The organism is Catellatospora sp. IY07-71, assembly GCF_018326265.1.
In the GTDB taxonomy this organism is placed as follows: Bacteria; Actinomycetota; Actinomycetes; order Mycobacteriales; family Micromonosporaceae; genus Catellatospora.
This window is the reverse complement of the sequence record NZ_AP023360.1, coordinates 6,471,768-6,495,111: the sequence shown is the minus strand read 5'-3', so window position 1 is coordinate 6,495,111 and position 23,344 is coordinate 6,471,768. Positions and strand designations below refer to the sequence as shown.

General features: G+C 72.9%; 20 protein-coding genes. 14 read left to right on the top strand and 6 right to left on the bottom strand.

Annotated elements, in window-relative coordinates; translation table 11 throughout:
• The first annotated feature begins 50 nt into the window (after window positions 1-50).
• Genes CS0771_RS28930 through CS0771_RS28895 form a run of 8 tightly spaced genes read left to right on the top strand, consistent with a single transcriptional unit; the run spans window position 51 to window position 9,745 of the window.
• Window positions 51-1,538 (top strand): sugar ABC transporter ATP-binding protein, encoded by a 1,488-nt coding sequence (locus CS0771_RS28930; protein WP_212843942.1) that lies wholly within the window; start codon window positions 51-53, stop codon window positions 1,536-1,538.
• Complete coding sequence (locus CS0771_RS28925) at window positions 1,535-2,569, top strand: ABC transporter permease (protein ID WP_212843941.1); 1,035 nt, start codon at window positions 1,535-1,537, stop codon at window positions 2,567-2,569. The genes CS0771_RS28930 and CS0771_RS28925 overlap by 4 nt, the downstream gene beginning before the upstream one ends.
• Window positions 2,562-3,575: an ABC transporter permease gene (locus CS0771_RS28920; RefSeq protein ID WP_212843940.1), complete on the top strand. Its 1,014-nt coding sequence runs from the start codon at window positions 2,562-2,564 to the stop codon at window positions 3,573-3,575. Before CS0771_RS28925 ends, CS0771_RS28920 begins: the two co-directional genes overlap by 8 nt.
• Window positions 3,576-3,617: 42 nt before the next feature.
• Window positions 3,618-4,670, top strand: a complete 1,053-nt coding sequence (gene rhaS / locus CS0771_RS28915) for a rhamnose ABC transporter substrate-binding protein (protein WP_212843939.1) — start codon at window positions 3,618-3,620, stop codon at window positions 4,668-4,670.
• 23 nt (window positions 4,671-4,693) lie between these two features.
• Window positions 4,694-5,029: an L-rhamnose mutarotase gene (locus CS0771_RS28910; RefSeq protein ID WP_212843938.1), complete on the top strand. Its 336-nt coding sequence runs from the start codon at window positions 4,694-4,696 to the stop codon at window positions 5,027-5,029.
• Window positions 5,022-6,197, top strand: a complete 1,176-nt coding sequence (rhaI, locus tag CS0771_RS28905) for an L-rhamnose isomerase (RefSeq protein WP_212843937.1) — start codon at window positions 5,022-5,024, stop codon at window positions 6,195-6,197. Before CS0771_RS28910 ends, rhaI begins: the two co-directional genes overlap by 8 nt.
• A complete protein-coding gene (locus CS0771_RS28900) occupies window positions 6,197-8,227 on the top strand; it encodes a bifunctional aldolase/short-chain dehydrogenase (RefSeq protein ID WP_212843936.1) in 2,031 nt (676 codons plus the stop codon). Before rhaI ends, CS0771_RS28900 begins: the two co-directional genes overlap by 1 nt.
• Before the next feature lie 21 nt (window positions 8,228-8,248).
• A complete protein-coding gene (locus CS0771_RS28895; protein WP_212843935.1) occupies window positions 8,249-9,745 on the top strand; it encodes a rhamnulokinase family protein in 1,497 nt (498 codons plus the stop codon).
• A gap of 44 nt (window positions 9,746-9,789) precedes the next feature.
• On the opposite strand, the gene CS0771_RS28890 is transcribed toward CS0771_RS28895, so the two are convergent.
• The gene (locus CS0771_RS28890; protein WP_212843934.1) at window positions 9,790-10,263 is read right to left on the bottom strand and encodes a hypothetical protein; all 474 of its coding nucleotides are present in this window, start codon (window positions 10,261-10,263) and stop codon (window positions 9,790-9,792) included.
• A gap of 144 nt (window positions 10,264-10,407) precedes the next feature.
• Between CS0771_RS28890 and CS0771_RS28885 the strand changes: the two genes are divergently transcribed.
• The 5 genes from CS0771_RS28885 (at window position 10,408) to CS0771_RS28865 (ending at window position 17,000) form a co-directional block, all read left to right on the top strand.
• Window positions 10,408-12,357: a diguanylate cyclase gene (locus CS0771_RS28885; protein WP_212843933.1), complete on the top strand. Its 1,950-nt coding sequence runs from the start codon at window positions 10,408-10,410 to the stop codon at window positions 12,355-12,357.
• Window positions 12,357-12,623 (top strand): hypothetical protein, encoded by a 267-nt coding sequence (locus CS0771_RS28880; protein WP_212843932.1) that lies wholly within the window; start codon window positions 12,357-12,359, stop codon window positions 12,621-12,623. Before CS0771_RS28885 ends, CS0771_RS28880 begins: the two co-directional genes overlap by 1 nt.
• Window positions 12,624-12,752: 129 nt before the next feature.
• Window positions 12,753-14,552 carry a glycoside hydrolase family 3 protein gene (locus tag CS0771_RS28875; protein WP_212843931.1) on the top strand — a complete coding sequence of 600 codons (1,800 nt, stop codon included), beginning with the start codon at window positions 12,753-12,755 and terminating at the stop codon, window positions 14,550-14,552.
• Window positions 14,553-14,561: 9 nt separating this feature from the next.
• Window positions 14,562-15,848: an exo-beta-N-acetylmuramidase NamZ domain-containing protein gene (locus CS0771_RS28870; protein WP_244871097.1), complete on the top strand. Its 1,287-nt coding sequence runs from the start codon at window positions 14,562-14,564 to the stop codon at window positions 15,846-15,848.
• Window positions 15,849-15,908: 60 nt separating this feature from the next.
• Entirely contained in the window at window positions 15,909-17,000 is a 1,092-nt protein-coding gene (locus tag CS0771_RS28865) for a PIN domain-containing protein (RefSeq protein ID WP_212843930.1), read from the top strand.
• A gap of 7 nt (window positions 17,001-17,007) precedes the next feature.
• On the opposite strand, the gene CS0771_RS28860 is transcribed toward CS0771_RS28865, so the two are convergent.
• A complete protein-coding gene (locus CS0771_RS28860) occupies window positions 17,008-17,778 on the bottom strand; it encodes a LysR family substrate-binding domain-containing protein (protein WP_244871096.1) in 771 nt (256 codons plus the stop codon).
• 101 nt (window positions 17,779-17,879) lie between these two features.
• Between CS0771_RS28860 and CS0771_RS28855 the strand changes: the two genes are divergently transcribed.
• Window positions 17,880-18,362: a DUF5997 family protein gene (locus tag CS0771_RS28855; RefSeq protein ID WP_244871095.1), complete on the top strand. Its 483-nt coding sequence runs from the start codon at window positions 17,880-17,882 to the stop codon at window positions 18,360-18,362.
• Between the two features lie 61 nt (window positions 18,363-18,423).
• Here the strand turns inward: CS0771_RS28855 and CS0771_RS28850 are convergent, their stop codons facing one another.
• The 4 genes from CS0771_RS28850 to CS0771_RS28835 form a co-directional block, all read right to left on the bottom strand.
• The gene (locus tag CS0771_RS28850) at window positions 18,424-19,581 is read right to left on the bottom strand and encodes a glycosyltransferase family 4 protein (protein WP_244871094.1); all 1,158 of its coding nucleotides are present in this window, start codon (window positions 19,579-19,581) and stop codon (window positions 18,424-18,426) included.
• Window positions 19,582-19,663: 82 nt separating this feature from the next.
• Window positions 19,664-20,842: a serine hydrolase gene (locus CS0771_RS28845; RefSeq protein ID WP_244871093.1), complete on the bottom strand. Its 1,179-nt coding sequence runs from the start codon at window positions 20,840-20,842 to the stop codon at window positions 19,664-19,666.
• Between the two features lie 185 nt (window positions 20,843-21,027).
• The gene (locus CS0771_RS28840) at window positions 21,028-21,756 is read right to left on the bottom strand and encodes a hypothetical protein (RefSeq protein ID WP_212843928.1); all 729 of its coding nucleotides are present in this window, start codon (window positions 21,754-21,756) and stop codon (window positions 21,028-21,030) included.
• A gap of 121 nt (window positions 21,757-21,877) precedes the next feature.
• Window positions 21,878-23,320, bottom strand: a complete 1,443-nt coding sequence (locus tag CS0771_RS28835; RefSeq protein WP_212843927.1) for a condensation domain-containing protein — start codon at window positions 23,318-23,320, stop codon at window positions 21,878-21,880.
• Window positions 23,321-23,344 lie beyond the last annotated feature (24 nt).

Genomic DNA, 23,344 nt, shown 5'->3' with positions numbered 1-23,344 from the left:
TTCGTACGAGGTGATGAAACGTTTCAGAAGCGTCGCCGGAAGGGGAGGCCGTGCTCGCACTCGAAGGGGTCAGCAAGTCCTTCGGCGCCGTCGCCGCGCTGCGCGACGTGCACGTCGAGCTGCACGCACACGAGGCGCACGGGCTGGTGGGGGAGAACGGCGCGGGCAAGTCCACCCTGGTCAAGATCCTCGCCGGGGTGCACGCCCCGGACACCGGCACGATCACCCTCGACGGCCGCCCGCTGCGCCTGACCGGCCCCGCCGACGCGCGCGCCGCCGGGATCGCCGTCATCTACCAGGAGCCGACGCTGTTCCCGGACCTGAGCGTCGCGGAGAACATCTTCATGGGCCGCCAGCCGCTGCGCAGCCTGCGCCGCATCGACACCGCCCTGATGCGCGCCCGCGCCGCCGAGCTGTTCGAGCGCCTCGGCGTACGCCTCGACCCGGACCGGCCCGCGCGCGGGCTGTCCATCGCCGACCAGCAGCTCGTCGAGATCGCCAAGGCCATCTCGCTGGACGCGCGGGTGCTGGTGATGGACGAGCCGACCGCCGCGCTGTCCGGAGTGGAGGTCGAGCGGCTGTTCGCGGTGACCCGGTCGCTGCGCGACGCGGGCACGGCCGTGCTGTTCATCTCACACCGCTTCGACGAGGTCTTCGCGCTGTGCCAGCGGATCACCGTGATGCGCGACGGCAGGTGGGTCTCCACCGATCCCACGTCCGAGCTGGGCGTGGACGAGGTGGTGCGGCGGATGGTCGGCCGGGAGGTCTCGGCCATGTACCCGAAGCTGGAGACCGCCGCCGGGGCGCCCCGGCTGCAAGTGCGTGGCCTGACCCGGCGGGGCGCGTTCGCCGAGGTCGGCTTCACGGTGCACGCGGGTGAGATCGTCGCCCTGGCCGGGCTGGTCGGGGCCGGGCGCAGCGAGGTCAGCCGCGCGATCTTCGGCGTCGACCGGTACGACTCCGGCGAGGTCCTGGTCGACGGCGTACGCCTGCCGCCCGGTGACATCGCCGCCGCCATCCGGGCCGGTCTCGCGCTGGTGCCCGAGGACCGCCGCCAGCAGGGCCTGGTCATGGAGCTGTCGGTCGAGCGCAACACCAACCTGCCCCGCCGGTGGCGGCTCACCCGTGGCGGCCTGCTGTTCGGCGGCGCCGAGCGGCGTTCGGCCCTGAGCTGGGCACAGCGGCTGCAGGTCAAGGCGGGGCGGCTCACCGACCCGGTGTCCACCCTGTCCGGCGGCAACCAGCAGAAGGTCGTACTGGCCAAATGGCTGGCCACCGAACCACGGGTGCTCATCGTCGACGAGCCCACCCGGGGCATCGACGTCGGCACCAAGGCCGAGGTGCACCGGCTGCTGTCCCAGCTGGCCGCCGACGGCGTCGCGGTGCTCATGGTCTCCAGCGAACTACCGGAGGTGCTCGGCATGGCAGACCGCGTCCTGGTGATGCACGAGGGCCGGCTGGCCGCCGACATCCCGCGCGCCCGCGCCGACCAGGAGACGGTCATGCGCGCCGCGACGGGGCAGGAGGCCGCCGCATGACCCTCGTCGACTCCCCGCCCGCGCAGGCACCCGCCACCAGCGGCACGCGCGTGGCGCGGCGCGCCTTCCTGGTCCGCGAGCTGGGCATCGCGCTGGCGCTGGTGCTGCTCGTCGCGGTCACCTACGCCGTCAACCCGCGCTTCCTCAGCGCGCAGAACATCAAGGACCTGCTGCTCGGCTCGACCATCCTGGCGATCCTGGCCGTCGGGCAGGCCGTCGTCGTCATCACCCGCAACGTGGACCTGTCCGTCGGGTCCGTGCTCGGCCTTGCCGCCTTCGCGACCGGCACCGTGTTCGTCACCGCACCCGGCCTGCCGATCCCGGTGATGCTGCTCATCGGCATGGCGCTCGGCGCGGTGCTGGGCGCCGTCAACGGCGGCCTGATCGCGGCGGCGAAGGTGCCCGCACTGGTGGTCACCCTGGGGACGCTGTACATGTTCCGGGGGCTGGACTACACCTGGGCCACCTCACGGCAGATCAACGCCGCCGACATGCCGCCCGCGTTCCTGCGGATGGGCACCGCGACCGTGCTCGGGGTGCCGGTGCTGGCGCTGTTCGCGGTGGCCGTGCTCGTCGCGGTCGGCTACTACCTGCGCCACTACCGCGGCGGCCGGGAGCTGTACGCGATCGGCTCCGACCCCGCCGCCGCCAGGCTGTCCGGCATTCCCGGCGGGCGGCGCGTGTTCGCCGCGTTCGTCGCGAGCGGGGCGCTGGCCGGTCTGGCCGGGGTCCTGCACGCCGCCCGGTTCGGCACCATCGACGCCAACGCCGGCCTGGGCATCGAGCTGAACGTCGTCGCGGCGGTGGTCGTCGGCGGGGTGGCCATCTTCGGCGGCAGCGGCTCGGTGTACGGCGCGGCGCTCGGGGCGGTGCTGCTGACCACGATCCGCGCCGCCCTGCCGGTGCTCGGCGTCAACCCGTTCTGGCAGGACGCCGCCGTCGGCGCGCTGATCCTCGCCTCGATCGGCCTCGACCGGGCCCTGTCCGCCCGGGTGGGCCGCAGCCTGCGCGAAGGGAAGGCCCATGGCTGAGCGCGTCGCCCCGGTCCGCCGCGTCCTCGGCTCCTGGGACGTGATCGTGCTGCTCGCGGTGGTGGTCGTCGCTGTCGTCGGCGCGTTCACCGTCGACGGTGTCGCCAGCCCCCGGTTCTGGCGGTTCGTGGCGCTGGAGGCGCTGCCGATCGCGCTGATCGCGCTGCCGATGACGCTGGTCGTCATCACCGGCGAGATCGACCTGTCCGTCGCCAGCGTGCTCGGCCTGACCTGCACCGTCATGGGGCAGCTGTGGGTGTCCGGGGTGACGTCCCTGCCGCTGCTGATCGCCCTCTGCCTGCTGCTGGGCGCCGTGCTCGGCGCGGTCAACGGGCTGTTCGTCACCGGCTTCGGGCTGCCGTCGCTGGCCGTCACCATCGGCACCCTGGCCCTGTACCGCGGACTGGCGTACGTGGTGCTGGGCGACCGGGCGGTGGCGAACTACCCGCGGGAGTGGACGACGGCGGCGATCGCGCCGATCCCCGGCACCACCATCCCGTGGATGATCCTGGTGCTGGCCGCGCTCGCCGTGGTGTTCGCCGTCGTGCTGCACGCGACCCCGGTCGGGCGTGCCCTCTACGCCATGGGCAACAACGCCGAGGCGGCCCGCTTCGCCGGAGTGAACGTCCGGCTCACCAAGTTCTGGCTGTTCGTGGCGACCGGCGCGATGTCCGCGCTGGCCGGGGTCTTCTGGACGCTGCGGTTCGCCAGCGCCCGCGCCGACAACGGCAGCGGGCTGGAACTGGCCGTGGTCGCCGCGGTCCTGCTCGGCGGCGTGTCCATCTTCGGCGGGCGCGGCGCGCTGCTGGGCGTGCTCGCCGCGGTGGCCCTGCTCGGCGTGCTGCGCAACACGCTGCAACTGGCGTACGTGCCCGCGAACACGCTCACGGTCATCACAGGCGCACTGCTGATCGCCTCGGTCGTCGGACCGAATGTCGCCGGGATGCTGCGCGAGCGGCTGCGCCGGCGGCGCTCCACCGCACCAACCGCTACGCCCACCACCTGATGCCGCAGGTGATCGCGGCTTCCGAGCGAAGGGAACTCAACGATGAGAGCAGGTAATACGCGGGCCCGCCTGATCGCGGCGGCCGTGCTGGCGGCGCTCGCCCTCGGCACCGCCGCGTGCGCGGAGGACACCGGCGGCGACCCGGGCACCGAGACGGGCGCCGGTGGCATGAAGACCGGCCTGAAGATCGCCTTCCTGCCCAAGCAGGTCAACAACCCGTACTTCACCACCTCCGACAATGGCGGCAAGGCCGCGGTCGAGGAGTTCAAGGGCGTCTACAGCGAGACCGGGCCGTCCGAGGCGAGCCCGTCGGCGCAGGTCAGCTACATCAACACGCTGTCGCAGCAGAACACCGACGTGATCGTGGTGTCCGCCAACGACAAGGACGCCATCTGCGGCGCCCTGAACGAGGCCCGCACCGCCGGGGCCAAGGTGGTCACCTTCGACTCCGACACCAACCCGTCCTGCCGGGACCTGTTCATCAACCAGGCCACCGCCGAGGGCATCGCGCAGAACCAGGTCAAGCTGATCTCCGAGGCGGTCGGCCCGGACGGCGGCGAGATCGCGATCCTGTCGGCCACCGCCAACGCCACCAACCAGAACGCCTGGATCGAGCTGATGAAGGCGGAGCTGGCCAAGCCCGAGTACGCCAAGCTCAAGCTCGTCGACACCGTCTACGGCGACGACCAGGACCAGAAGTCGTTCACCGAGACGCAGGCGCTGCTGGCCAAGCACCCCGACCTGAAGGGCATCATCTCGCCCACCACGGTCGGCGTCGCGGCGGCCGCCCGCTATCTGTCCGGCTCGACGTACAAGGGCAAGGTGCAGCTCACCGGGCTGGGCACGCCCAACCAGATGCGCGCGTTCATCAAGGACGGCACGGTCAAGGCGTTCGCCCTGTGGAACCCGGCCGACCTGGGCTACCTCGCCGCGTACGCGGGCGGCGCGCTGTCCTCCGGGCTGATCACCGGCAAGGAGGGCGACAAGTTCACCGCGGGCAAGCTCGGCGAGTTCACGGTCGGCAAGGACGCCACGGTGCTGCTGGGCGACCCGTACACGTTCAACGCGTCCAACATCGACCAGTTCGACTTCTGATCGATTCCCCAGGGAGGTATGGCGTGCGCCGGATCTGCTTCACCCTTCAGGTCAGACCCGACCGGCTGGAGGAGTACCGGCGCCGCCACGCCCGGGTGTGGCCGGACATGCTGGCCGCCCTGCGCGACACCGGCTGGCACGACTACAGCCTCTTCCTGCGCGAGGACGGACTGCTCGTCGGCTACCTGCACACCGACGACTTCGACGCGGCGCTCGCCGCGATGGACGCGACCGAGATCAACGCCCGCTGGCAGGCGGAGATGGCCGGCTTCTTCGAGACCGGCCGCCCCGACCAGCACATGCACGTGCTCACCGAAGTGTTCAACCTGGACGACCAGCTGGGAGAAGACCATGACTGACCTCTCGCCGCAGACCCGGTCGCGCGTCCTGTCGAGCCTGCGCGCACAGCGCATCGAGACGGCATCCTGGGCCTACGGCAACTCGGGGACCCGGTTCAAGGTGTTCGCCCAGCAGGGCGTGCCGCGCGACCCGTACGAGAAGGTCGCCGACGCGGCCACCGTGCACCGGTTCACCGGCGTCGCGCCCACGGTCGCGCTGCACATCCCGTGGGACAGGGTCGACGACTACGCGGACCTGGCCCGGCATGCGAAGGACCTGGGCGTCACGCTCGGCACCATCAACGCCAACGTGTTCCAGGACGACGACTACAAGCTCGGCAGCGTCACCAACGCCGACCCGGCCGTACGCCGCAAGGCCACCGACCACCTGCTCGAATGCGTCGACGTCATGGACGCCACCGGCTCGCGCGACCTGAAGCTGTGGTTCTCCGACGGCACCAACTACCCCGGCCAGGACGACGTGCGCACCCGCCAGGACCGGCTCGCCGGGGCGCTGGCCGAGACGTACGCCCGGCTCACCGGCGAGCAGCGGATGCTGCTGGAGTACAAGCTGTTCGAACCGGCCTTCTACATGACCGATGTGCCCGACTGGGGCACCGCCTACCTGCACTGCGTCCAGCTCGGCGAGCGCGCCCAGGTCGTCATCGACACCGGCCACCACGCGCCGGGCACCAACATCGAGTTCATCGTCGCCATGCTGCTGCGCGCCGGACGGCTGGGCGGCTTCGACTTCAACTCCCGCTTCTACGCCGACGACGACCTGATGGTCGGCGCCGCCGACCCGTTCCAGCTGTTCCGGATCATGCACGAGATCGTGCTCGCCGACGAGCTGGACCGGGGCATCGCGTTCATGCTCGACCAGTGCCACAACATCGAGCCGAAGATCCCCGCGGTGATCCGGTCGGTGATGAACGTGCAGGAGGCCACGGCCAAGGCGCTGCTGGTCGACCACGCGGCGCTGGCCGCCGCCCAGCGGGCCGGCGACGTGCTGGAGGCCAACGCGGCGCTGATGGACGCGTACCACACCGACGTGCGGCCGCTGCTGCGTGACCTGCGGGAGGACATGGGCCTGGACCCGGACCCGATCGCGGCCTACCGCGGCTCGGGCTACTTCGAGCGGATCCGCGACGATCGGGCTGTCGGCCAGGCCGCCGGGTGGGGCGCCTGATGGGCGAGAAGGACGAGTTGCTGGCCCGCTCGCGGCGGCTGGGCGCCGACCCGCGCAACACCAACTACGCGGGCGGCAACACCTCCGCCAAGGGCACCGAGGCCGACCCGGTGACGGGCGAGCCGTTGCGCCTGCTGTGGGTGAAGGGCTCCGGGGGCGACCTGGGCACGCTGACCGAGGCGGGTCTCGCCGCGCTGCGCCTGGACCGGCTGCAAGCGGTGGCCGGCGTCTACCCGGGCGCGGACCGCGAGGACGAGATGGTCGGCCTGTTCGACTACTGCCTGCACGGGCGTGGGGGAGCGGCGCCGTCCATCGACACCGCGATGCACGGCCTGCTCGACGCCGAGCACGTCGACCACCTACACCCGGACGCCGGGATCGCGCTGGCCGCCGCCGCCGACGGGCAGGCGCTGACCAAGGAGTGCTTCGGCGACCGGGTGATCTGGGTGCCCTGGCGGCGGCCGGGCTTCCAGCTCGGCCTGGACATCGCCGCGGTACGCCGGGCACACCCGCAGGCCATAGGCGTCATCCTCGGCGGGCACGGCATCACCGCCTGGGGCGATACCAGCGAGGAGTGCGAGCGGCGCTCGCTGGAGATCATCCACACCGCCCAGGCGTTCCTCGACGAGCGGGGCCGGCCCGAGCCGTTCGGGCCGCCGCTGCCGGAGTACGCGCCGCTGCCCGCCCCGCAACGGCAGGCCCGCGCGGCGGCGCTCGCCCCGGTGCTGCGCGGCCTGGCCTCCACGGACCGGCCGCAGGTCGGCCACTTCACCGACACGGACGCGGTGCTGGACTTCCTCCACCGCGCCGAGCACCCGAGGCTCGCCGCGCTGGGCACCTCCTGCCCGGACCACTTCCTGCGTACCAAGGTCCGGCCCATGGTGCTGGACCTGCCGCCCACGGCCGATCTCGACGAGACGGTCGCCCGGCTGAGGGAGCTGCACGCGTCCTACCGCGACGAGTACGCCGCCTACTACCACCGGCACGCCGAGCCCGGCTCGCCGCCGATGCGCGGCGCCGACCCGGCGATCGTGCTGGTGCCCGGCGTCGGCATGTTCAGCTTCGGCCGCGACAAGCAGACCGCGCGGGTGGCCGGCGAGTTCTACGTCAACGCCGTCAACGTGATGCGCGGCGCCGAGGCCGTCTCCCGCTACCAGCCCATCACCGAGTCAGAGAAGTTCCGCATCGAGTACTGGGCGTTGGAGGAGGCGAAGCTGGCCCGCATGCCCCGGCCCAAGCCGCTCGCGGCACGGGTCGCGCTGGTGACCGGCGGCGGCTCGGGCATCGGCCGGGCCATCGCGCTGCGCCTGGCCGCCGAGGGCGCCTGCGTGGTGGTCGCCGACCGCGACGCGGCCGCCGCGGAACGGGTCGCGGCCGAGATCGGCGACGCGGACCACGCCGTCGCCGTCACCGCCGACGTCACCGACGAGGCAGAGGTCCGCGCGGCGCTCGCATCGGCGGCGCTCGCCTTCGGCGGCGTCGACCTCGTGGTCAACAACGCCGGGTTGTCGCTGTCCAGGCCGCTGCTGGACACCACGCTCGCCGACTGGGACGTGCAGCACGACGTGATGTCGCGCGGCTCGTTCCTGGTCTCGCGGGAAGCCGCCCGGCTGATGACCGCGCAGGGCATGGGCGGCGACATCGTCTACATCGCCAGCAAGAACGCGGTCTTCGCCGGGCCGGACAACGTCGCCTACAGCGCCGCCAAGGCCGCCCAGGCGCACCAGGTCCGGCTGCTGGCCGCCGAGCTGGGCGGGCACGGCATCCGCGTCAACGGGGTCAACCCCGACGGCGTGGTACGCGGCTCGGGCATCTTCGCCGGGGGCTGGGGCGCCCGGCGTGCGGCCGTGTACGGCGTGCCCGAAGCCGAGCTGGGCGCCTTCTACGCGCAGCGCACCCTGCTCAAACGCGAGGTGCTGCCCGAGCACGTGGCCAACGCGGTGTTCGTGCTGACCGCGGGCGAGCTGTCGCACACCACCGGCCTGCACGTCCCGGTCGACGGGGGCGTCGCCGCGGCGTTCCTGCGCTGACCGGGAGAAGGGGACCCCGCGATGACCGTCGCCACCGTCGCCGCCGCCGACCTGGGCGCCGCGAGCGGCCGCGTGATGCTGGCCCGGGTCGGCCCGGACCGGCTCGACCTGACCGAGGTGCACCGGTTCGCCAACGAGCCGGTCCAGCTCGGCCCGACCCTGCACTGGGACGTGCTCGCGCTGTACCGCGGCGTGCTCGCCGGGCTGCGCGAGGCGGGCCGGGCGGCCCGCGCCGCCGGGGGACCGGAGTGTGGCCTGGACGGCATCGGCATCGACTCGTGGGCCGTGGACTACGGGCTGCTCGACGCCACCGGCGCGCTGATCGGCAATCCGGTCTGCTACCGCGACCGGCGCACCGAGGGGGTGCCGGAGCGGGTGCACGACCAGCTCGGCGCGGAGCGCCTGTACGAGCTCACGGGTGTGCAGCAGCTGCCGTTCAACACGATCTACCAGGTCGCCGCCGCGCAAGGCACCCCGGCCGCGGCGGCGGCGCACCGGCTGCTGCTGATCCCCGACCTGCTCGCCTACTGGCTGACCGGCCAGCAGGGCGCGGAGCTGACCAACGCGTCCACCACCGGGCTGCTCGACGCCGGGACCGGCACCTGGTCGGCAGAGCTGGCCACCGCCGTCGGGCTGGCACCCGGGGCCCTGCCGCCGCTGTGGCGGCCGGGCGACCGGATCGGCACGCTGACGCCGGACGCGGCCGCCCGGACCGGTCTGGACGTGACGGTGCCGGTGCTGGCGGTCGGCTCGCACGACACCGCGTCGGCCGTGGTCGGCGTCCCGGCCCAGGGCGAGCGCTTCGCGTACATCTCGTGCGGTACCTGGTCACTGGTCGGCCTGGAACTGGACGCGCCGGTGCGCACCGCGGCGAGCCACCGGGCCGGGTTCACCAACGAGGCCGGGGTCGACGGCACGGTGCGCTACCTGCGCAACGTGATGGGTCTGTGGCTGCTGCAGGAGTGCCTGCGCGGCTGGCAGGAGCAGGGCGAGCCCGCCGACCTGGCCGAGCTGCTCGCCGCCGCCGAGCGGGAGCCGGGGTTCGTGAGCCTGGTCGATCCGGACGACGCGGCGTTCCTGCCGCCGGGCGACATGCCGGGCCGGATCGCCGCGTTCTGCCGCCGCACCGGCCAGCCGGTGCCCGCCTCCCGTCCCGCGCTGGTGCGCTGCATCCTGGAGAGCCTGGCCCTGGCCCATGCCCGCGCGGTCGAGCAGGCCCAGGAGCTGGCCGGGCGGCCGGTCGAGGTGGTGCACGTGGTGGGCGGGGGCGCGCGCAACGAGCTGCTGTGCCGGCTCACCGCCGACGCGTGCGGGCTGCCGGTGGTCGCGGGCCCGGTCGAGGCGACCGCGCTGGGCAACGCCCTGGTGCAGGCCAGGGCCCTGGGTGCGGTGCACGGCGCGCTGACCGGCCTGCGCGCGCTGCTGCGAGCCCACACCGCGCCGCGGGTCTACCTGCCGGAGCGTTCCGGGTGGGACGCCGCGCGCAAGCGGCTCGGCGGCGTCCCGTCCCTCCGGTGAGCAAGCCCTTCCCTTGCTGTCGCCACCCGTGGGGGTCGCTGCGGTCACCGGAGGTGGTCGACGAAATCCTTGGCTTCGCGCAGGGTGACGCCGGTCTGCTCGCGGACCAGCTTGATCGCCTGGATCGCGCGGCCCTGCCGTTTGAGCTGCTGCGCGTCGGCCAGCACCTGCGGGCCGAGCAGGGCGGCGAGCTGCGGATCAGCGGGTGCGAGCTGCCGTGGGGGTGCGCCGCCGGCCGCGATCCGCTCGACGGCGCGTACCGCGTCGGCGAGGGGGACGCCGGTGGCCTCCCGCCACAACTTCACCGCGTGGATCTTTCTGCCCTGGCTCATCAGCAGCCACACCTGCTGGGAAAGGGCGTCGGAGTCCGCCGGAACGATGGTGCGGGCAGGCGCCGCCGCGCGGGCGGCCAGCGCGGACTGGACCAGGTCCGGCGAGCCGGCGCGGCCCCGGCGGGCGAGCGCCAGGCCGAGCGCGCAGGCGAGCAGCACGATGACAGCGATCAGAAACCCGGTCATGGCCTCACGCTAGTCGGCCGGCGCACGCGGGCAATGGCTCACCGGAGCGCGGATGTCACCATGTGGTCTGTTTTGTCACATTTGGTCCCTCACTGTGAGTGGGGCATGCTGGGGGCAAGACGGCCGTGGTCGGAGGCATACCGAATGTCCGCAGACGCAGGCTCCGGCGCTGCCGTGAGCGACATCAGCCAGCGACGGCGCCACCACATCCGGGACTGGGTGTGGGTGGGTCATCTGGGCCTGTCCTTCGCGCTCATCGTCGCGTACGTCCTCGCGGCGGACCACGGATTCGCCCAGTCGCTCATCTTCGCGGGCGCCAACCTGGCCGCCGTCGTGGCGATCCTGACCGGCATACGCCTGCACCGGCCCGCCCGCACCCTGGCGTGGAGCCTGCTCGCCGCCGGACAGGTGCTGTACCTGATCGGGAACGTGTACTGGTACGTCGCGCCGGCCGCCGAGCAGTTGCAGACCGTCTTCCCGTCGCCCGCCGCCGAGATCTACCTGCTGTCCTACCTGCTCAGCGCCATAGCACTGCTCCAGCTCATCCGTGCCCGGCGCGCCGGTGGGGACTGGTCGGCGCTGCTCGACGCCCTCATCGTCACCATCGCCTTCACCAGCATCAACTTCGTGCTGGTCATCGCGCCGCTGCTCGACGCGACGCAGCTGTCCCGCTACGCGCAGATCCTCGCCGGGGTCTACCCCTTCTTCGACATGATCTTCCTGGTGCTGGCGATCCGGCTGTTCTTCGGCACCGCGAGACCGTGTGCCTCGCTGCTGGCGCTGGCCGGCTGGGCCGCCTCGCTGTTCGTGGCCGACTCGTTCTACGGCATCGAGCAGGTCCAGGGGGTGGAGCAGGACGGTGATCTGTCGTTCCTGGGCTACCTGCTGTCGTTCCTGTTCCTCGGGGTGGCCGCGCTGCACCCGACGATGCGCCGGGTCGCCGGTGAGCGGGAGGAGGCCCATGCGGCGGGGTGGGTCAGGCTGCTGGCGCTGGCGCTGTGCGGGCTGGCGGTGCCGGTGCTGGTCGTGCAGTCGGTGCGCCACGGGCAGCGGATCGAGCCCATCGTGCTGGCGTGCGCCTCCGCGATCATGTTCGTGCTGCTCATGCTGCGGGTGAGCGATCTGCTCTCGAAGATCGTCGCGTCGGGGCGCCGGGAGCAGGGCAGGCTCCAGCGGTTCCTGGACGCGATACCCGTCGGGGTGGACGTGCGCGAGGCCGGCACCGGTCAGCCGGTGTACGTCAACGGCGTGGCCCGGCGCATCCTCGGCTACGACCCCAGCCGGTTCACCTCGCCCGACCAGCTGCCCAACCTCTACACCAGCGGCACCGGCGAGCCGTTCCCGCCGGACCGGTTCCCGATCAACAAGGCCCGGCAGGGACACGTCGCGAGCGTCGACGACATGGCGGTCGAGCGCGATGCGCAGCGCCGCCACCTGCGGGTGGTGGCCACCCCGATCCGCGACGGCGAGCAGGTGCAGTACGTGCTCACCGCGTTCGCCGACATCACCGACGAACGCGAGATGGCGGAGGAGCTGCGCCAGCTCTCGGTCATCGACGAGCTGACCGGCGTCAACAACCGCCGCGGCTTCCTGCTGGCGGCCCGCACCGAGATCGCGTCCGCGCGCGAGGCCCACCGGCCGGGGGTTCTGCTCTTCATCGACCTCGACGGGCTCAAGCGCATCAACGATTCGCACGGGCACAGCGTCGGCGACGAGGCTTTGCGCGCTACCGCCCGGCTGCTGCGGGCGAACATCCGCCGCCGCGACGTGCTCGGCCGGATCGGCGGCGACGAGTTCTGCGTGCTGCTGACCGAGGCGGGCACGCTCGCCGACGCCGACCTGTGGGCGGCCCGGCTGCGCGACCAGGTCGCCCGGCACAACGAGTCCGTCCCGCAAGAGCAGCGGCTCGCCGTCACGGTGGGGGCGACGGTCTTCGACCACCACACGCCCGGCAGCGTCGAGGAGCTGATCGCCCGCGCGGACACCGCGATGTATCAGGCCCGCGAGCAGACCGGCGGCCAGCAGCCGGACGGGCCGGTGCGCATGTTCGGGCGGCACCGGACGTCCCGGTATCACCGGCCCTCGGGGCGCTAGTGCGGCATCCCGGCGCGTTCCGCCCGGAGGAGCTGCGCGGGTCACCGTGGTTCACCGGCGTCGAGCTGCAGCAGGTGGTCACGGTGGTGCCGTATGCCACCGCCCGCTATCTGACCCTGCTGACCACGTTCTCCCCACATCGGATGCTGCCCGAGCCGCAGCGCGTCCGCCTGCACGCGGCCCTGGCCGACCTGGTCGACGCGCACGGCGGCGTGGTCGAGCAGAAGCTGACCACGGATCTCTGGCCGGCGCGCCGCACCGGATAACCCCGGCCCGTCCCGCATCTCGGCGACACCCGGCCTCATCATGTCCGGCTACTGAAAGTTAGCTTCTTGACCTTGCTGTGAGACGTAGCTAACTTTCAACAAGCGGACAACTCTCTCAGGAGGTCGTCGATGAGGAAATTTGTCACCGCCGTCGCGGCCGTGGCGATCCTGCTCCCCAGCGCCGGATACGCCGAACCGGCCCGCCCGCCCAACGCCGAGCACGGCTGGGTGACCTCGACGCTGCGGCACATGAGCCTGGAACAGAAGGTCGGCCAGCTGTTCGTCACCTACGTCTACGGCAACGACGCGGTGAATCCCGCCGCGGGCGACCGTACGGCCAACCGGACGGCGTTCGGGGTGGAGACCCCGGCCGAGGTCGTCGACCGCTACCACCTCGGCGGCGTCGTCTACTTCGCCTGGTCGCACAACCTCGACAACGTGCGGCAGATCGCGACCCTGTCCAACGGCCTGCAGGCCGCCGCCGTCGGCACCGGGGCCAAGGGCGAGGTGCCGCTGCTCATCTCCACCGACCAGGAGCAGGGCGTGGTGCAGCGGATGCCCGCCCCCTCGGCGCAGTTCCCCGGCGCGATGGCGCTGGGCGCGTCGCGCTCGGACGCCGCGGCCCGGCTCGCCGCCGCGATCACCGGACGTGAGCTGGCCGCCGTCGGCATCCGCCAGCCCTACGCGCCGATCGCCGACGTCAACGTCAACCCGGCCAACCCGGTGATCGGGGTGCGCTCCTTCGGCGCGGACCCGGCGCTGGTCGCCGAGCTGACCCGGGCACAGGTCGCCGGGTTCGAGCAGGACGCCGGGGTCACCGCCGTGGCCAAGCACTTCCCCGGCCACGGCGACACCGCGACCGACAGCCACACCGGCCTGCCCGTCATCCACCACACCCGGGAGCAGTGGGAGCAGATCGACGCCCCGGCGTTCCGGGCGGCCATCGCCGCGGGCGTGGACTCGATCATGACCGCGCACATCGTCGTCCCCGCGCTCGACCCGTCGGGCGATCCCGCCACCCTGTCGCCGGTCATCCTCGACGGCGTGCTGCGCGGGCAGCTCGGCTACCGGGGCGTGGTCGTCACCGACGCGCTCAACATGGCCGGGGTACGGACCAGGTACGGCGACGCCCGCGTGCCCGTGCTCGCGCTGAAGGCCGGGGCGGACCAGCTGCTCATGCCGCCAGACCTCGACCTGGCCTACCGCTCGGTGCTCCAGGCCGTGCGCGACGGCGAGCTGACCGAGCGCCGCATCGACGAGTCGGTGCGCCGCATCCTGGCGCTCAAGTACCGCCAGGGCCTGGCCCGGCCGCAGCAGGTCGACGCCGACGCGGCCGTCGCCACGGTCGGCTCCGCGCCGCATCTGGCCACGGTCGCCCAGGTCACCGACCAGACGCTGACCGCCGTACGCAACGACGCCGGGCTGCTGCCGCTGTCCGGGACGGACCGGTCCGTGCTGGTCACCGGCTGGAACAACGCCGCCTTCAACCCGATCGGCAACCTGGCGAAGGGCTTCGCCGACCGCGGTTCGCGCACCACCGCGCTGCCCGCGACGCTGCCGTCCGACCAGGCGATCGCGAACGCCGCCGTGCAGGCGGCCGCGCACGATCTCACCGTGGTGCTGGTCAACAAGGCCTGGGACACCTCCGTCGGCGACCCGCGCGCCAGCCAGCAGCGCCTGGTCGCCGCGCTGCTGGCCACCGGCCGCCCGGTGGTCGTCGTCGCTGTGCGCGACCCGTACGACATCGCATACCTGCCGGGCGTGAGCACCTATCTGGCGGCGTACACCTACACCCCGGCCGCGATGGACACCCTGGTCCGGGCGCTGCACGGCGAGCTGTCCCCGCAGGGGCGCCTGCCGGTCACCATCGTCGCCGCCGGCGACCCCGGCACCGCGCTCTACCCCATCGGTCACCGCATCACCTGGTAGGAGGACCCCTTGGAACGCAGGAATCTGCTCACCGGAGCGGCCGCGGCGGGCGCGCTCGGGGCGACGGGGCTGGCGCTGCCCGCCGGCGCCGCGCCGAAGCCCCGCCGCGTCCAGACCGGACTGGACCGGCTGGTCGCCGGTGACTTCGCGGTGCTGGCCGGGCAGCGGGTCGGCGTCGTGTCGAACCCGACCGGCGTGGACGCCGACTACCGCCACCTGGTCGACCTCATCCACGAGTCGGGCCGGGTGAACCTGGTCGCGGCGTTCGGCCCCGAGCACGGCTTCCGCGGCTCGGCGCAGGCCGGCGGCAGCGAGGGCACCGGCGTCGACGCCCGCACCGGCATCACCGTGTACGACGCGTACGGCGCCTCGCAGGCCAAGTGGGAGGAGCTGATCACCCGGGCCGGGGTGGACACCGTCGTGTTCGACATCCAGGACGTCGGGGTCCGCTTCTACACCTACATCTGGACCATGTACGTCTCGATGTGCGCGGCCGCCCGGCTGGGCAGGCGGTACGTCGTGCTCGACCGGCCGAACCCGATCGGCGGCCGGGCCTACGGGCCGATGATGACCGCCCCGTTCACCTCGGGTGTGGGCCTCAAGGAGATCATCCAGCAGCACGGCATGACCGTCGGCGAGCTGGCGCGCTACTTCAACGCCGTGTTCCTGCCCGCCGAGGCCGGGCGCGCGGTGGATCTGGAGGTGGTGACCTGCCGCCACTGGAAGCGGGACATGTTCGCCGCCGACACCGACGTGCCGTGGGTGATGCCCAGCCCCAACATGCCCACCCCGGACACCGCGCTGGTCTACCCGGGTACGGGCCTGTTCGAGGGCGTCTCCTCGATCAGCGAGGGCCGGGGCACCACCCGCCCGTTCGAGCTGGTGGGCGGGCTGGCCACCGACTTCGACCACCACTGGGCGGACCGGCTCAACGCCCGCGAGCTGCCGGGCGTGCGGTTCCGGGAGGCGTACTTCGTGCCGACGATCGCCGGGCACCACCCGCCGCTGCTGAACAAGCTGTGCGCGGGCGTCGAGGTCAAGGTGACCGACCGGGCGGCGTACGACCCGATCCGCACCGCCGTGGCGATGCTGGTCGAGGCGCGCAAGTACCCGGCGTTCGCGTGGCGCGCGGACTCCTACGACCCGGTCCGGCCGTACTGGGTGGACAAGCTCACCGGCTCGACCCGGCTGCGCACCATGATCGACGCCGGAGCCGACGTGGCCGACGTGGTGGGCGCCTGGTCGGCGGAGCTGGCCGCGTTCGAGCAGCAGCGCCGCCCCTTCCTGCTCTACTGATCCGCCCGTGGCGGGCCGGGGGTGCCACTCCGGCCCGCCACACCTCGGTAGGCTGGGTGCGTGGATCAAGAGGATCGCATCGCCCTGTTCCTGGACTACGAGAACCTCGCCATCGGCGCGCGGGAGCATCTCGGCGGCATGACCTTCGACCTCAGGCCGATCACCGACGCGCTCGCCGAACGCGGGCGGGTCGTGGTGCGCCGCGCCTACGCCGACTGGTCGTACTTCGACGAGGACCGGCGCCTGCTCACGCGGTCGCACGTGGAGCTGATCGACATTCCGCAGAAGATGGGCGCCTCGCGCAAGAACGCCGCCGACATCAAGATGGCCGTCGACGCCCTGCAGCTGGCCTTCGAACGCGACTACATCTCCACCTTCGTGTTCGGCACCGGCGACAGCGACTTCACCCCGCTGGTCCACAAGCTCCGCGAGCTGAACAAGCGGGTCATCGGCGTCGGCGTGGAACACTCCACCTCGGCCCTGCTGCCGCCCGCGTGCGACGAGTTCCTCTACTACGACCGGCTCGAAGGCGTGGAGATCCGTCCGGCGCGCAGCCGCGGTGGGCGTACCCCCACCGCCGCGGCCCGCCAGCCGGAGACCGCACCGCCGCCGCTGGAGCAGGAAGTCGAACCGGTGGCGGCTCCGGAGGGGCCCGGCCGCGACGCGGACGCCCTCGCGGTGCTGGTCGCGCAGACGGTCGCGGGCCTGCAGGGCAGTTCCGGGGGCACGGTGAGCGCGTCCACGCTCAAGCGCACCCTGCTGCGCAAGGACCCGACGTTCAACGAGGGCGACTTCGGCTTCCGCACGTTCGGTGAGCTGCTGCGCCACCTCGCCGAGCGCAACGTCGTCGAGCTGGGGGAGGGGCCCGCCAAGGGAGACCCCGAGGTGACACTGCCCGAGCACGGCGAGCGGGAGACCGCGTTCGGCCTGCTCCGGTCGGTCGTCGCCGACCTGGACCGCAACGCCGGCCCGGTGGCGCTGTCCGGGCTGAAGAACCAGCTGCGCCGGGTGCAGCCGGACTTCAGCGAGAAGAAGCTCGGCTACCGGAGCTTCCTGCAGTTCTGCAAGGCGGCGGCGACGGCCGGGGCCGTGGACCTGCGCTGGGACAACGAGACCGACGACTACCTGCTCACCGGCGCGGCTCGCGGCTGAGCCGCGCTCAGCGGCCCCGCCGCTTCTTCGCCGGGGTGCGCGGGGCGGCGGCTCCGCGGCGTCCGCCATCCCGGCCTGGTGTGGCGCGGCCGGCGGCCTTGACCGGTGCCTTCGCGGCCGGTGGCTTGCCGGGCGCCGGTTTGTCGGCCGGGGCGGGGCCGCGGCCCCGGGTGCTGTTCGCGGTCCGGCCGCGGACGATGCCGATCATCTCCTCGACCAGGTCGGTGTGCCGGTCGCGGTCCCACGCCAGCCCGATCGAGGCGGTGGGGGCGTCGGTGACCACGCGGTAGGTGAGGTCGCGGCGGTGGTGGGCCCGGGCCAGGGACTGCGGCACGAGCAGCACGCCGACGCTCGCCGCGACCAGCTCGACGGCCTCGGCCGTGGTCTCGGGGCGGTAGTCGGCCACGGGAGCGGGCGCCGCCGGGGTGCCGGGCCAGCCGAGCACGTCGTCCAGCGGCCACAGCACGGTCTCGTCGGCCAGCTCGGCGACGGTGACCTCGTCCGCGGCGGCGAGCAGGTGCTCACGGTGCACCACGACGACGGTGGTCTCGGTGTAGAGCGGGATGGCGTGGCAGGCGTCCGGGTCGACCGGCAGCCGGAGCAGCCCGGCGTCGGCCTGCTCGCGCAGCAGCGCGGCGGCGTCGGCGGCGGTGGCGGGCACCAGCTCCAGCGAGACGTCCGGCAGCCGCTCCGACCAGACGCGGGCCCACTTGTCGGGGGTGACGCCGGGCACGACCACCAGACGGAACACGTTGGGCAGGTCATTCTCGGCGGGCACGGCCCCAGCGTACCGGCCGCCGATCTCGGGGCACGTGACCGTAGGCACCCTGCGGCCCGGGTGAAAGGTCCCACCCATCGGGCGGCCGCTATCCTGACGCGGTGAGCAAGCCTAAGAAGCCCCAGGTGATGAAGCCCGCCACGGCGGCGCAGAAGCTGGACGTGTACCTGCCGGCCACGCCTCGGGAGTTCCAGGAGGGCATGGTGTCCCGCGAGGAGTTCGACGAGCTCCAGCAGAACCCGCCCCAGTGGCTCACCGACCTGCGCCGCAACGGCCCGCACCCGCGTTCCGTGGTGGCCGCGCGGCTGCGCGTGTCCAACAGCGGCCTGGCCCGTGCGGGCATCACCGAGGCGCTCACCAGCGAGGAGATCGCCGCGCTGGCCGCCGACCCGCCGGAGTGGCTGACCCGCGAGCGCGAGACCTACGCCGAGGCCCAGCGCGAGCAGCGCCGCCTCGAAGGCCGCCGCGACGCACCCGAGCCGAGCCCCAAACCGAGCCCCAAGCCCAAGACCAAGATCAAGCCCAAGCTCGGCGCCAAACTCAGCTCCAGGCTCAGCTTCAACCGCGGCCGCTCCGGCCGCTGACCGGCTGCTTCCATGATCAAGCTCCCACCATGCCGGCAGCAGAGCATGGTGGGAGCTTTGATCAGGGCGTGGTGATGTAGAGCGGCGTCTCGAACGAGGTGAGCGCACGGCGGTACGCCCGCGCGTACCCCAGCGCCATGTGCTTGGCGCTGAAGTTGCGCACCACGTGGGCGCGGCAGTCGGCGGGGTCGAGCTCCCTGACGTCGGCCAGTGCCTGCGGCAGCTCACCCGGGTCGTCGCAGATGAGACCCGTGACCCGGTCGTCCAGCACCTCCGGCACCGCACCGGCGCGCAGCGCCACCACCGGCGTGCCGCACACCATCGACTCGATCATCACCATGCCGAACGGCTCCTCCCACTGCACCGGGAACAGCAGGCAGCGGGCATTGGCGAGCAGCTCGCGCTTGGCCTTCGCGTCGGCGGGGCCGAACATGCGGTCCCGGGGGCCGAGCAGCGGCTCGACCTGCTCGGTGAAGTAGCGGCGCTCGGGCGGCTCGTTGCACTTGCCGGCCAGGATGATCGGCAGCCCCGCCTCGTGCGCGGCGGTGACCGCGGTGTGCGCGCCCTTGTCCGGGCTGAACCTGCCCAGGAACAGCGCGTAGTCGCCCTTGATCAGCTGGAACGGCCAGTCGGCCGGGTCGAGGCCGTTGTGCACCGTGTCGATCCAGTGCAGCTCCGGGGCCAGCGCCCGCTGCCGGTTGCTGATCGCGATGAGCGGCAGGTCCGCGCCCAGGGCCCGGTAGTAGTCGCGCAGCTCGGAGTTCACCGGCCCGTGCACGGTGGCCACGGTGGGCAGGCCGAGGTTCGCGTACGCCGGGGCGTTGAGCGGACCGGCGAACGTGTGGTCGTGTACCAGGTCGATCGCGTCCTCGGCGGCCAGCTGCTCGACCACGCGCCGCGCCTGCGCCGCGTAGATGATCTCCGGGCCGGGCTCGCCGAGCCGCTCCGGGACGGCGGCGGGCAGCACCGGGCGGAAGTCGGCTCGGGTGCCGTCGCGGCCCGCGGCGACCAGGGTGACCCGGTGGCCCGCGGCGACCAGCGCGTTGCTCAGGTCGGCCAGGACCGCCTCGATGCCGCCGTATCCCGCCGGTGGGATGTCGAAATACGGCGGCGCCACCATGGCGATGCGCAGCCGGGTGGCGTCGTCTCCGGACGGGTCATGCGGGGTGCCGGGCAGCCCGGGAGCGGGCACGTCGGCAGGAACGAGGGTGGAAGTCATGGCGCTCCCATACCCGGCTCCCTGCGCCTGATCACACAGACAGTTGTCCGGGCGGCCGGCGCGGCCGCCCGGACCCCGGGATTCAGCGGCGTACGGCCTGGTCGGCCAGGTGCGGGCGGACCGCCGTCCGTGCGGTGGCCGGCTGCTCGCCGCACAGCTGCGCGTTCATCATCTCGATCGTGGCGTCGGTGATCGGGTCGGGCTGCCCGGGCGCGACGTAGTGGGTCATGTTCTGCGCGACGGTGACCTGGCGGCGGCCGTCGGGGGTGTGCCAGGAGATCGTGCTGTGGCCCAGCACGAGCCCGTCGTGTCCCCACACCAGCCCGCAGGAGAGCGCGTTCGAGTACAGCCCGAGGCCGTAGCCGCCGTACTCCGGCGCGTCCGGCACCCACGGCACGGTGGTCTGCATCTGGGCCAGCAGCGCGGGCCGCAGCAGCCGGCCGGTCAGCAGCGCGCGGTAGAACGTGTTGAGATCGCCGGTGGTGGACACCAGCTCCCCGGCGGCCCACGCCCAGGACATGTTGTACTCGGCGAAGTCGGCCAGGACGCCCTCGTACCACGGGATGTAGGCGGCGGCGTGCGGGCCGTGGATGCGGGTGCCCGTGCCGGGCAGATAGGTGTGGCGCAGGCCCAGCGGGCGGATGATCCGCTTGTCGATCTCGTGCGCCACGGTCCGCCCGGTGATCCGCTCCAGGATCATCCCGGCCAGGATGTAGTTGGTGTTCGAGTAGGACCAGGCCGCGCCCGGCTCGCCGGTGCGGGGCTGCTCCAGCCCGATCGCGGCCAGCTCGGCCGGGGTGAAGGTGCGGTGGCGGTTCTCCTCCAGCGACGTGTCGGTGGCGAAGATGACGTGGTCGTAGTCGGCGATGCCGCTGGTGTGGTTGAGCAGCATCCGCACGGTGACCCCGGCCGCGGCATGATCGGGCAGGTAGCGGCCGATCGGCGCGTCCAGCCGCAGCCGGCCCTCGCCGACGAGCTGAAGCAGCACGGTCGCGGTGAAGGTCTTGGTGATGCTGCCGACGCGGTGGCGCATACCCGGCGTGGTGGGCGCGCCGGTGGTGACGTCGGCGACCCCGGCGGCGGCCGACTCGCGGCGGCGGCCGTCGGCGGCCTGGGCGAACACGCCCGGCATACCGGCGGCGGTGATCGCCTCCAGCTGCGGGCGCAGTGTGCCGGTGGCGGCCTGGGCGGGCACGGCCCCGGCCAGCAGGACGAGGGCGACAGCCGCGCCGAAGGCGGCATGGACGGTTCTTCTGGACATCGATCCTCCCCTTTGGACACCTGCAATGCTGCCCCAGCCGCTGGTTCCTGCCGTCAGCCCGGCGACGGACACCATCGTCGGTCTCGGGGCGGAGGCGGCTGTCGTCCTGGGGGACGACCGTGCTCACCCGCAGGACCTGCCCGCTCCGCGACGGCAGACGTCACGAAGCGGGCAGGGACGCCCGGTCAGGCCGGTGTGTCGGCGCTCCACCGGAGGCGGCGCAGCAGGTATCCGGCCCCGGCGCCCACGAGCAGCGCGGGCAGCAGCGGCCACAGCGGCATCGCGCCCCAGCCGCCGATGCTGGGCTGGCGGCCCGCCTCCGCGACGCTGAAGCCCTTGTCGTCGATCACATAGGCGTCGATCTGCGCGGGCGCCTGGTAGCCGCTGCCCATGTCCGCGCTCGCGATCACGATCGTGCCGGTCCGGTCCTGCCCGGCGTCCTGCCAGCGGGCGCCCTCGCACTCGATGTCGATCCGGGTGCCGCGCCTGATCTTCGCCGGCACGTCCGCCGCGCAGCCGTTGGGCAGCTGCGCGGTCACCAGCGTGCCGACCCGGGCGTGGTACGAGGCGGGAGCCTGCCAGCGCACCAGCAGGCCGGTGACCGCCGCCAGCGTCACCCCGACCGAAAGGGCGAGCAGCAGCAGCGCCGCCACCCCGGCGCCGGTCTTCCCGGCGGCCTGGCTGCCGCGCATCACCCAGCCGACGATCAGGGTGCCGAGGCTGATGCTCACGATGATCACCCACACCCCGGGCCCCGACTGGTCGGCGGCCAGCTTGCCGCCCGTGCACAGGATCATCAGCACACCGAAGACCGCTCCGCCGATGCAGAGCAGCAACGGGACGCCGGACAGGCAGCCGCCCCCATTGGCGCTCTTGGCACCCGGGCTCGCCGAGCCCGATCCTACTCCGCTCACAGGTCCTCCCGTGTGGTCTCGAATACGACGGTCCACAATAGAGAGAAGCGTCTGCCGTGGCTGCCCCTTCCGGTGAACCCGTCAGGTAGTACGAGCCGGGCCGGGGATTCGGTGGTGGCGGTCAGCCGACGGCGTCCGCCGGTGCGGTCCAGGGCCACGGCAGGTCGCCGAGGGCCGCGTCGACCAGCAGCCGTTCCAGGTCGCGCAGGAACCGCTCGGCCACGGGCGGGGGCAGGTGGGCGGTGTCCCCGGTGACGGCCAGCCCGATCGCGCCCGGCGCGTCGATCACCTCGACCCGCATCAGCCAGGTGAAGGTGTCCAGCTCCTCGGCCGGCGCGAAGACCGTGTCCGCCATGGCACGACGCAGGTCCATGGTGTCGGCGGTGTCGCCGGCGGTCTCGGACTCGGGCGCGAGCCGGATGTCGTTGAAGTAGCAGTGCCGGTTGACGCCGGTGGCGTAGGGCAGCCCGGCGGCCTCGTGCGCCCGCGCCATCTCCGCCGGGTCGTAGTACGCGTGCCGGTACGCCTCGACGGCGGCGTGCCACACCCGGGGCAGCGCCGCGGTGAACGACGGCCGGTCGCCCAGGTCGATCACCAGCAGGCCGAGCTGGTTGAGCTTCGCGATCGCCTCGCGGTAGTCGTCGGCCGACCTGTTGTTGACCATCGTGTACACCCCGCAGACCGGCTCGCCCGACCAGGCGGTGATCACCCCGGCGACGGCCGCGAGCAGCACGGTCGAGCTGGACACCTGCGCGCGACGGGCGATGACGCGGGCCGCCGGGCCGGCCGCTCGTGAGGTGAGCACGCACCGGCGGAAGCGGGGGACCAGGGCGGGTCCGACGGCCGGCAGCGTCTCGGCGGGCAGCCGCCGCGTGCTGTCGATCCAGTGGCGTACGGCGCGCTCGCAGCGCCGCCGGTGCCGCTCGCTCTGTTCGAGGCGGGCGATGTCGGCCGACTGGGGCGGGGCGGGGGCGGGCACGCTGCCGCGTACCAGCAGCAGGCGCAGGTCGCGCAGCACCAGCTCGGCGGCGCGGAAGTCGACGGTGGTGTGGCTCAGCACGACGACGACCTGGCACACGCGCTCGCCCGTGACCAGCAGCGCGAAACGCTGGGGCCACTCCTCGGCGTGGTCGAACGGGGTCGCGGCGAGGTCGGCGGCGAGCTGCTGGGCGAGCGCCGCGCCGTCGTCGGCGGTGGCGTCGCCGATCGGCACGACCAGCACCGGGTGCTCGCCCTGCGCGGCGACGACCTGGCGCAGCTCGCCGTCCACCGCGCGGACGCGGGTGCGCAGCGACCCGTGCCGGGCGACGAGGGCGCCGACCGCGCGCAGCGCCGCGGGTACGCCGAGCGGGGTGCGGCGGGGTGCGGCGACGACCCGGCGCAGGCTGAACATGGCCTGCGCGGCGCCGTGCCGGCGGATGGCGATCCACAGTGCGCGCTGGCCCCAGGTGAGCGGGGCGCCGGGGTCTGGCGGCCCGGCGAACGGGGCGCTCACCTGCGTCGCCCGCCACCGCTGGACGAAGCCGCCGGGCGCGGCATCGATGTGATGACCGTGGATGGACATCACGACAGCGTAGGCTGCGCGTGA

Excerpts from the sequence above, each read along its gene's own strand:
- CS0771_RS28925 (WP_212843941.1), top strand. The coding sequence starts at position 1,535 with ATGACCCTCGTCGACTCCCCGCCCGCGCAGGCACCCGCCACCAGCGGC.
- CS0771_RS28920 (WP_212843940.1), top strand. The coding sequence starts at position 2,562 with ATGGCTGAGCGCGTCGCCCCGGTCCGCCGCGTCCTCGGCTCCTGGGAC.
- rhaS (WP_212843939.1), top strand. The coding sequence starts at position 3,618 with ATGAGAGCAGGTAATACGCGGGCCCGCCTGATCGCGGCGGCCGTGCTG.
- rhaI (WP_212843937.1), top strand. The coding sequence starts at position 5,022 with ATGACTGACCTCTCGCCGCAGACCCGGTCGCGCGTCCTGTCGAGCCTG.
- CS0771_RS28900 (WP_212843936.1), top strand. The coding sequence starts at position 6,197 with ATGGGCGAGAAGGACGAGTTGCTGGCCCGCTCGCGGCGGCTGGGCGCC.
- CS0771_RS28895 (WP_212843935.1), top strand. The coding sequence starts at position 8,249 with ATGACCGTCGCCACCGTCGCCGCCGCCGACCTGGGCGCCGCGAGCGGC.
- CS0771_RS28890 (WP_212843934.1), bottom strand. The coding sequence starts at position 10,263 with ATGACCGGGTTTCTGATCGCTGTCATCGTGCTGCTCGCCTGCGCGCTC.
- CS0771_RS28885 (WP_212843933.1), top strand. The coding sequence starts at position 10,408 with ATGTCCGCAGACGCAGGCTCCGGCGCTGCCGTGAGCGACATCAGCCAG.
- CS0771_RS28875 (WP_212843931.1), top strand. The coding sequence starts at position 12,753 with ATGAGGAAATTTGTCACCGCCGTCGCGGCCGTGGCGATCCTGCTCCCC.
- CS0771_RS28850 (WP_244871094.1), bottom strand. The coding sequence starts at position 19,581 with ATGACTTCCACCCTCGTTCCTGCCGACGTGCCCGCTCCCGGGCTGCCC.
- CS0771_RS28845 (WP_244871093.1), bottom strand. The coding sequence starts at position 20,842 with ATGTCCAGAAGAACCGTCCATGCCGCCTTCGGCGCGGCTGTCGCCCTC.
- CS0771_RS28835 (WP_212843927.1), bottom strand. The coding sequence starts at position 23,320 with ATGTCCATCCACGGTCATCACATCGATGCCGCGCCCGGCGGCTTCGTC.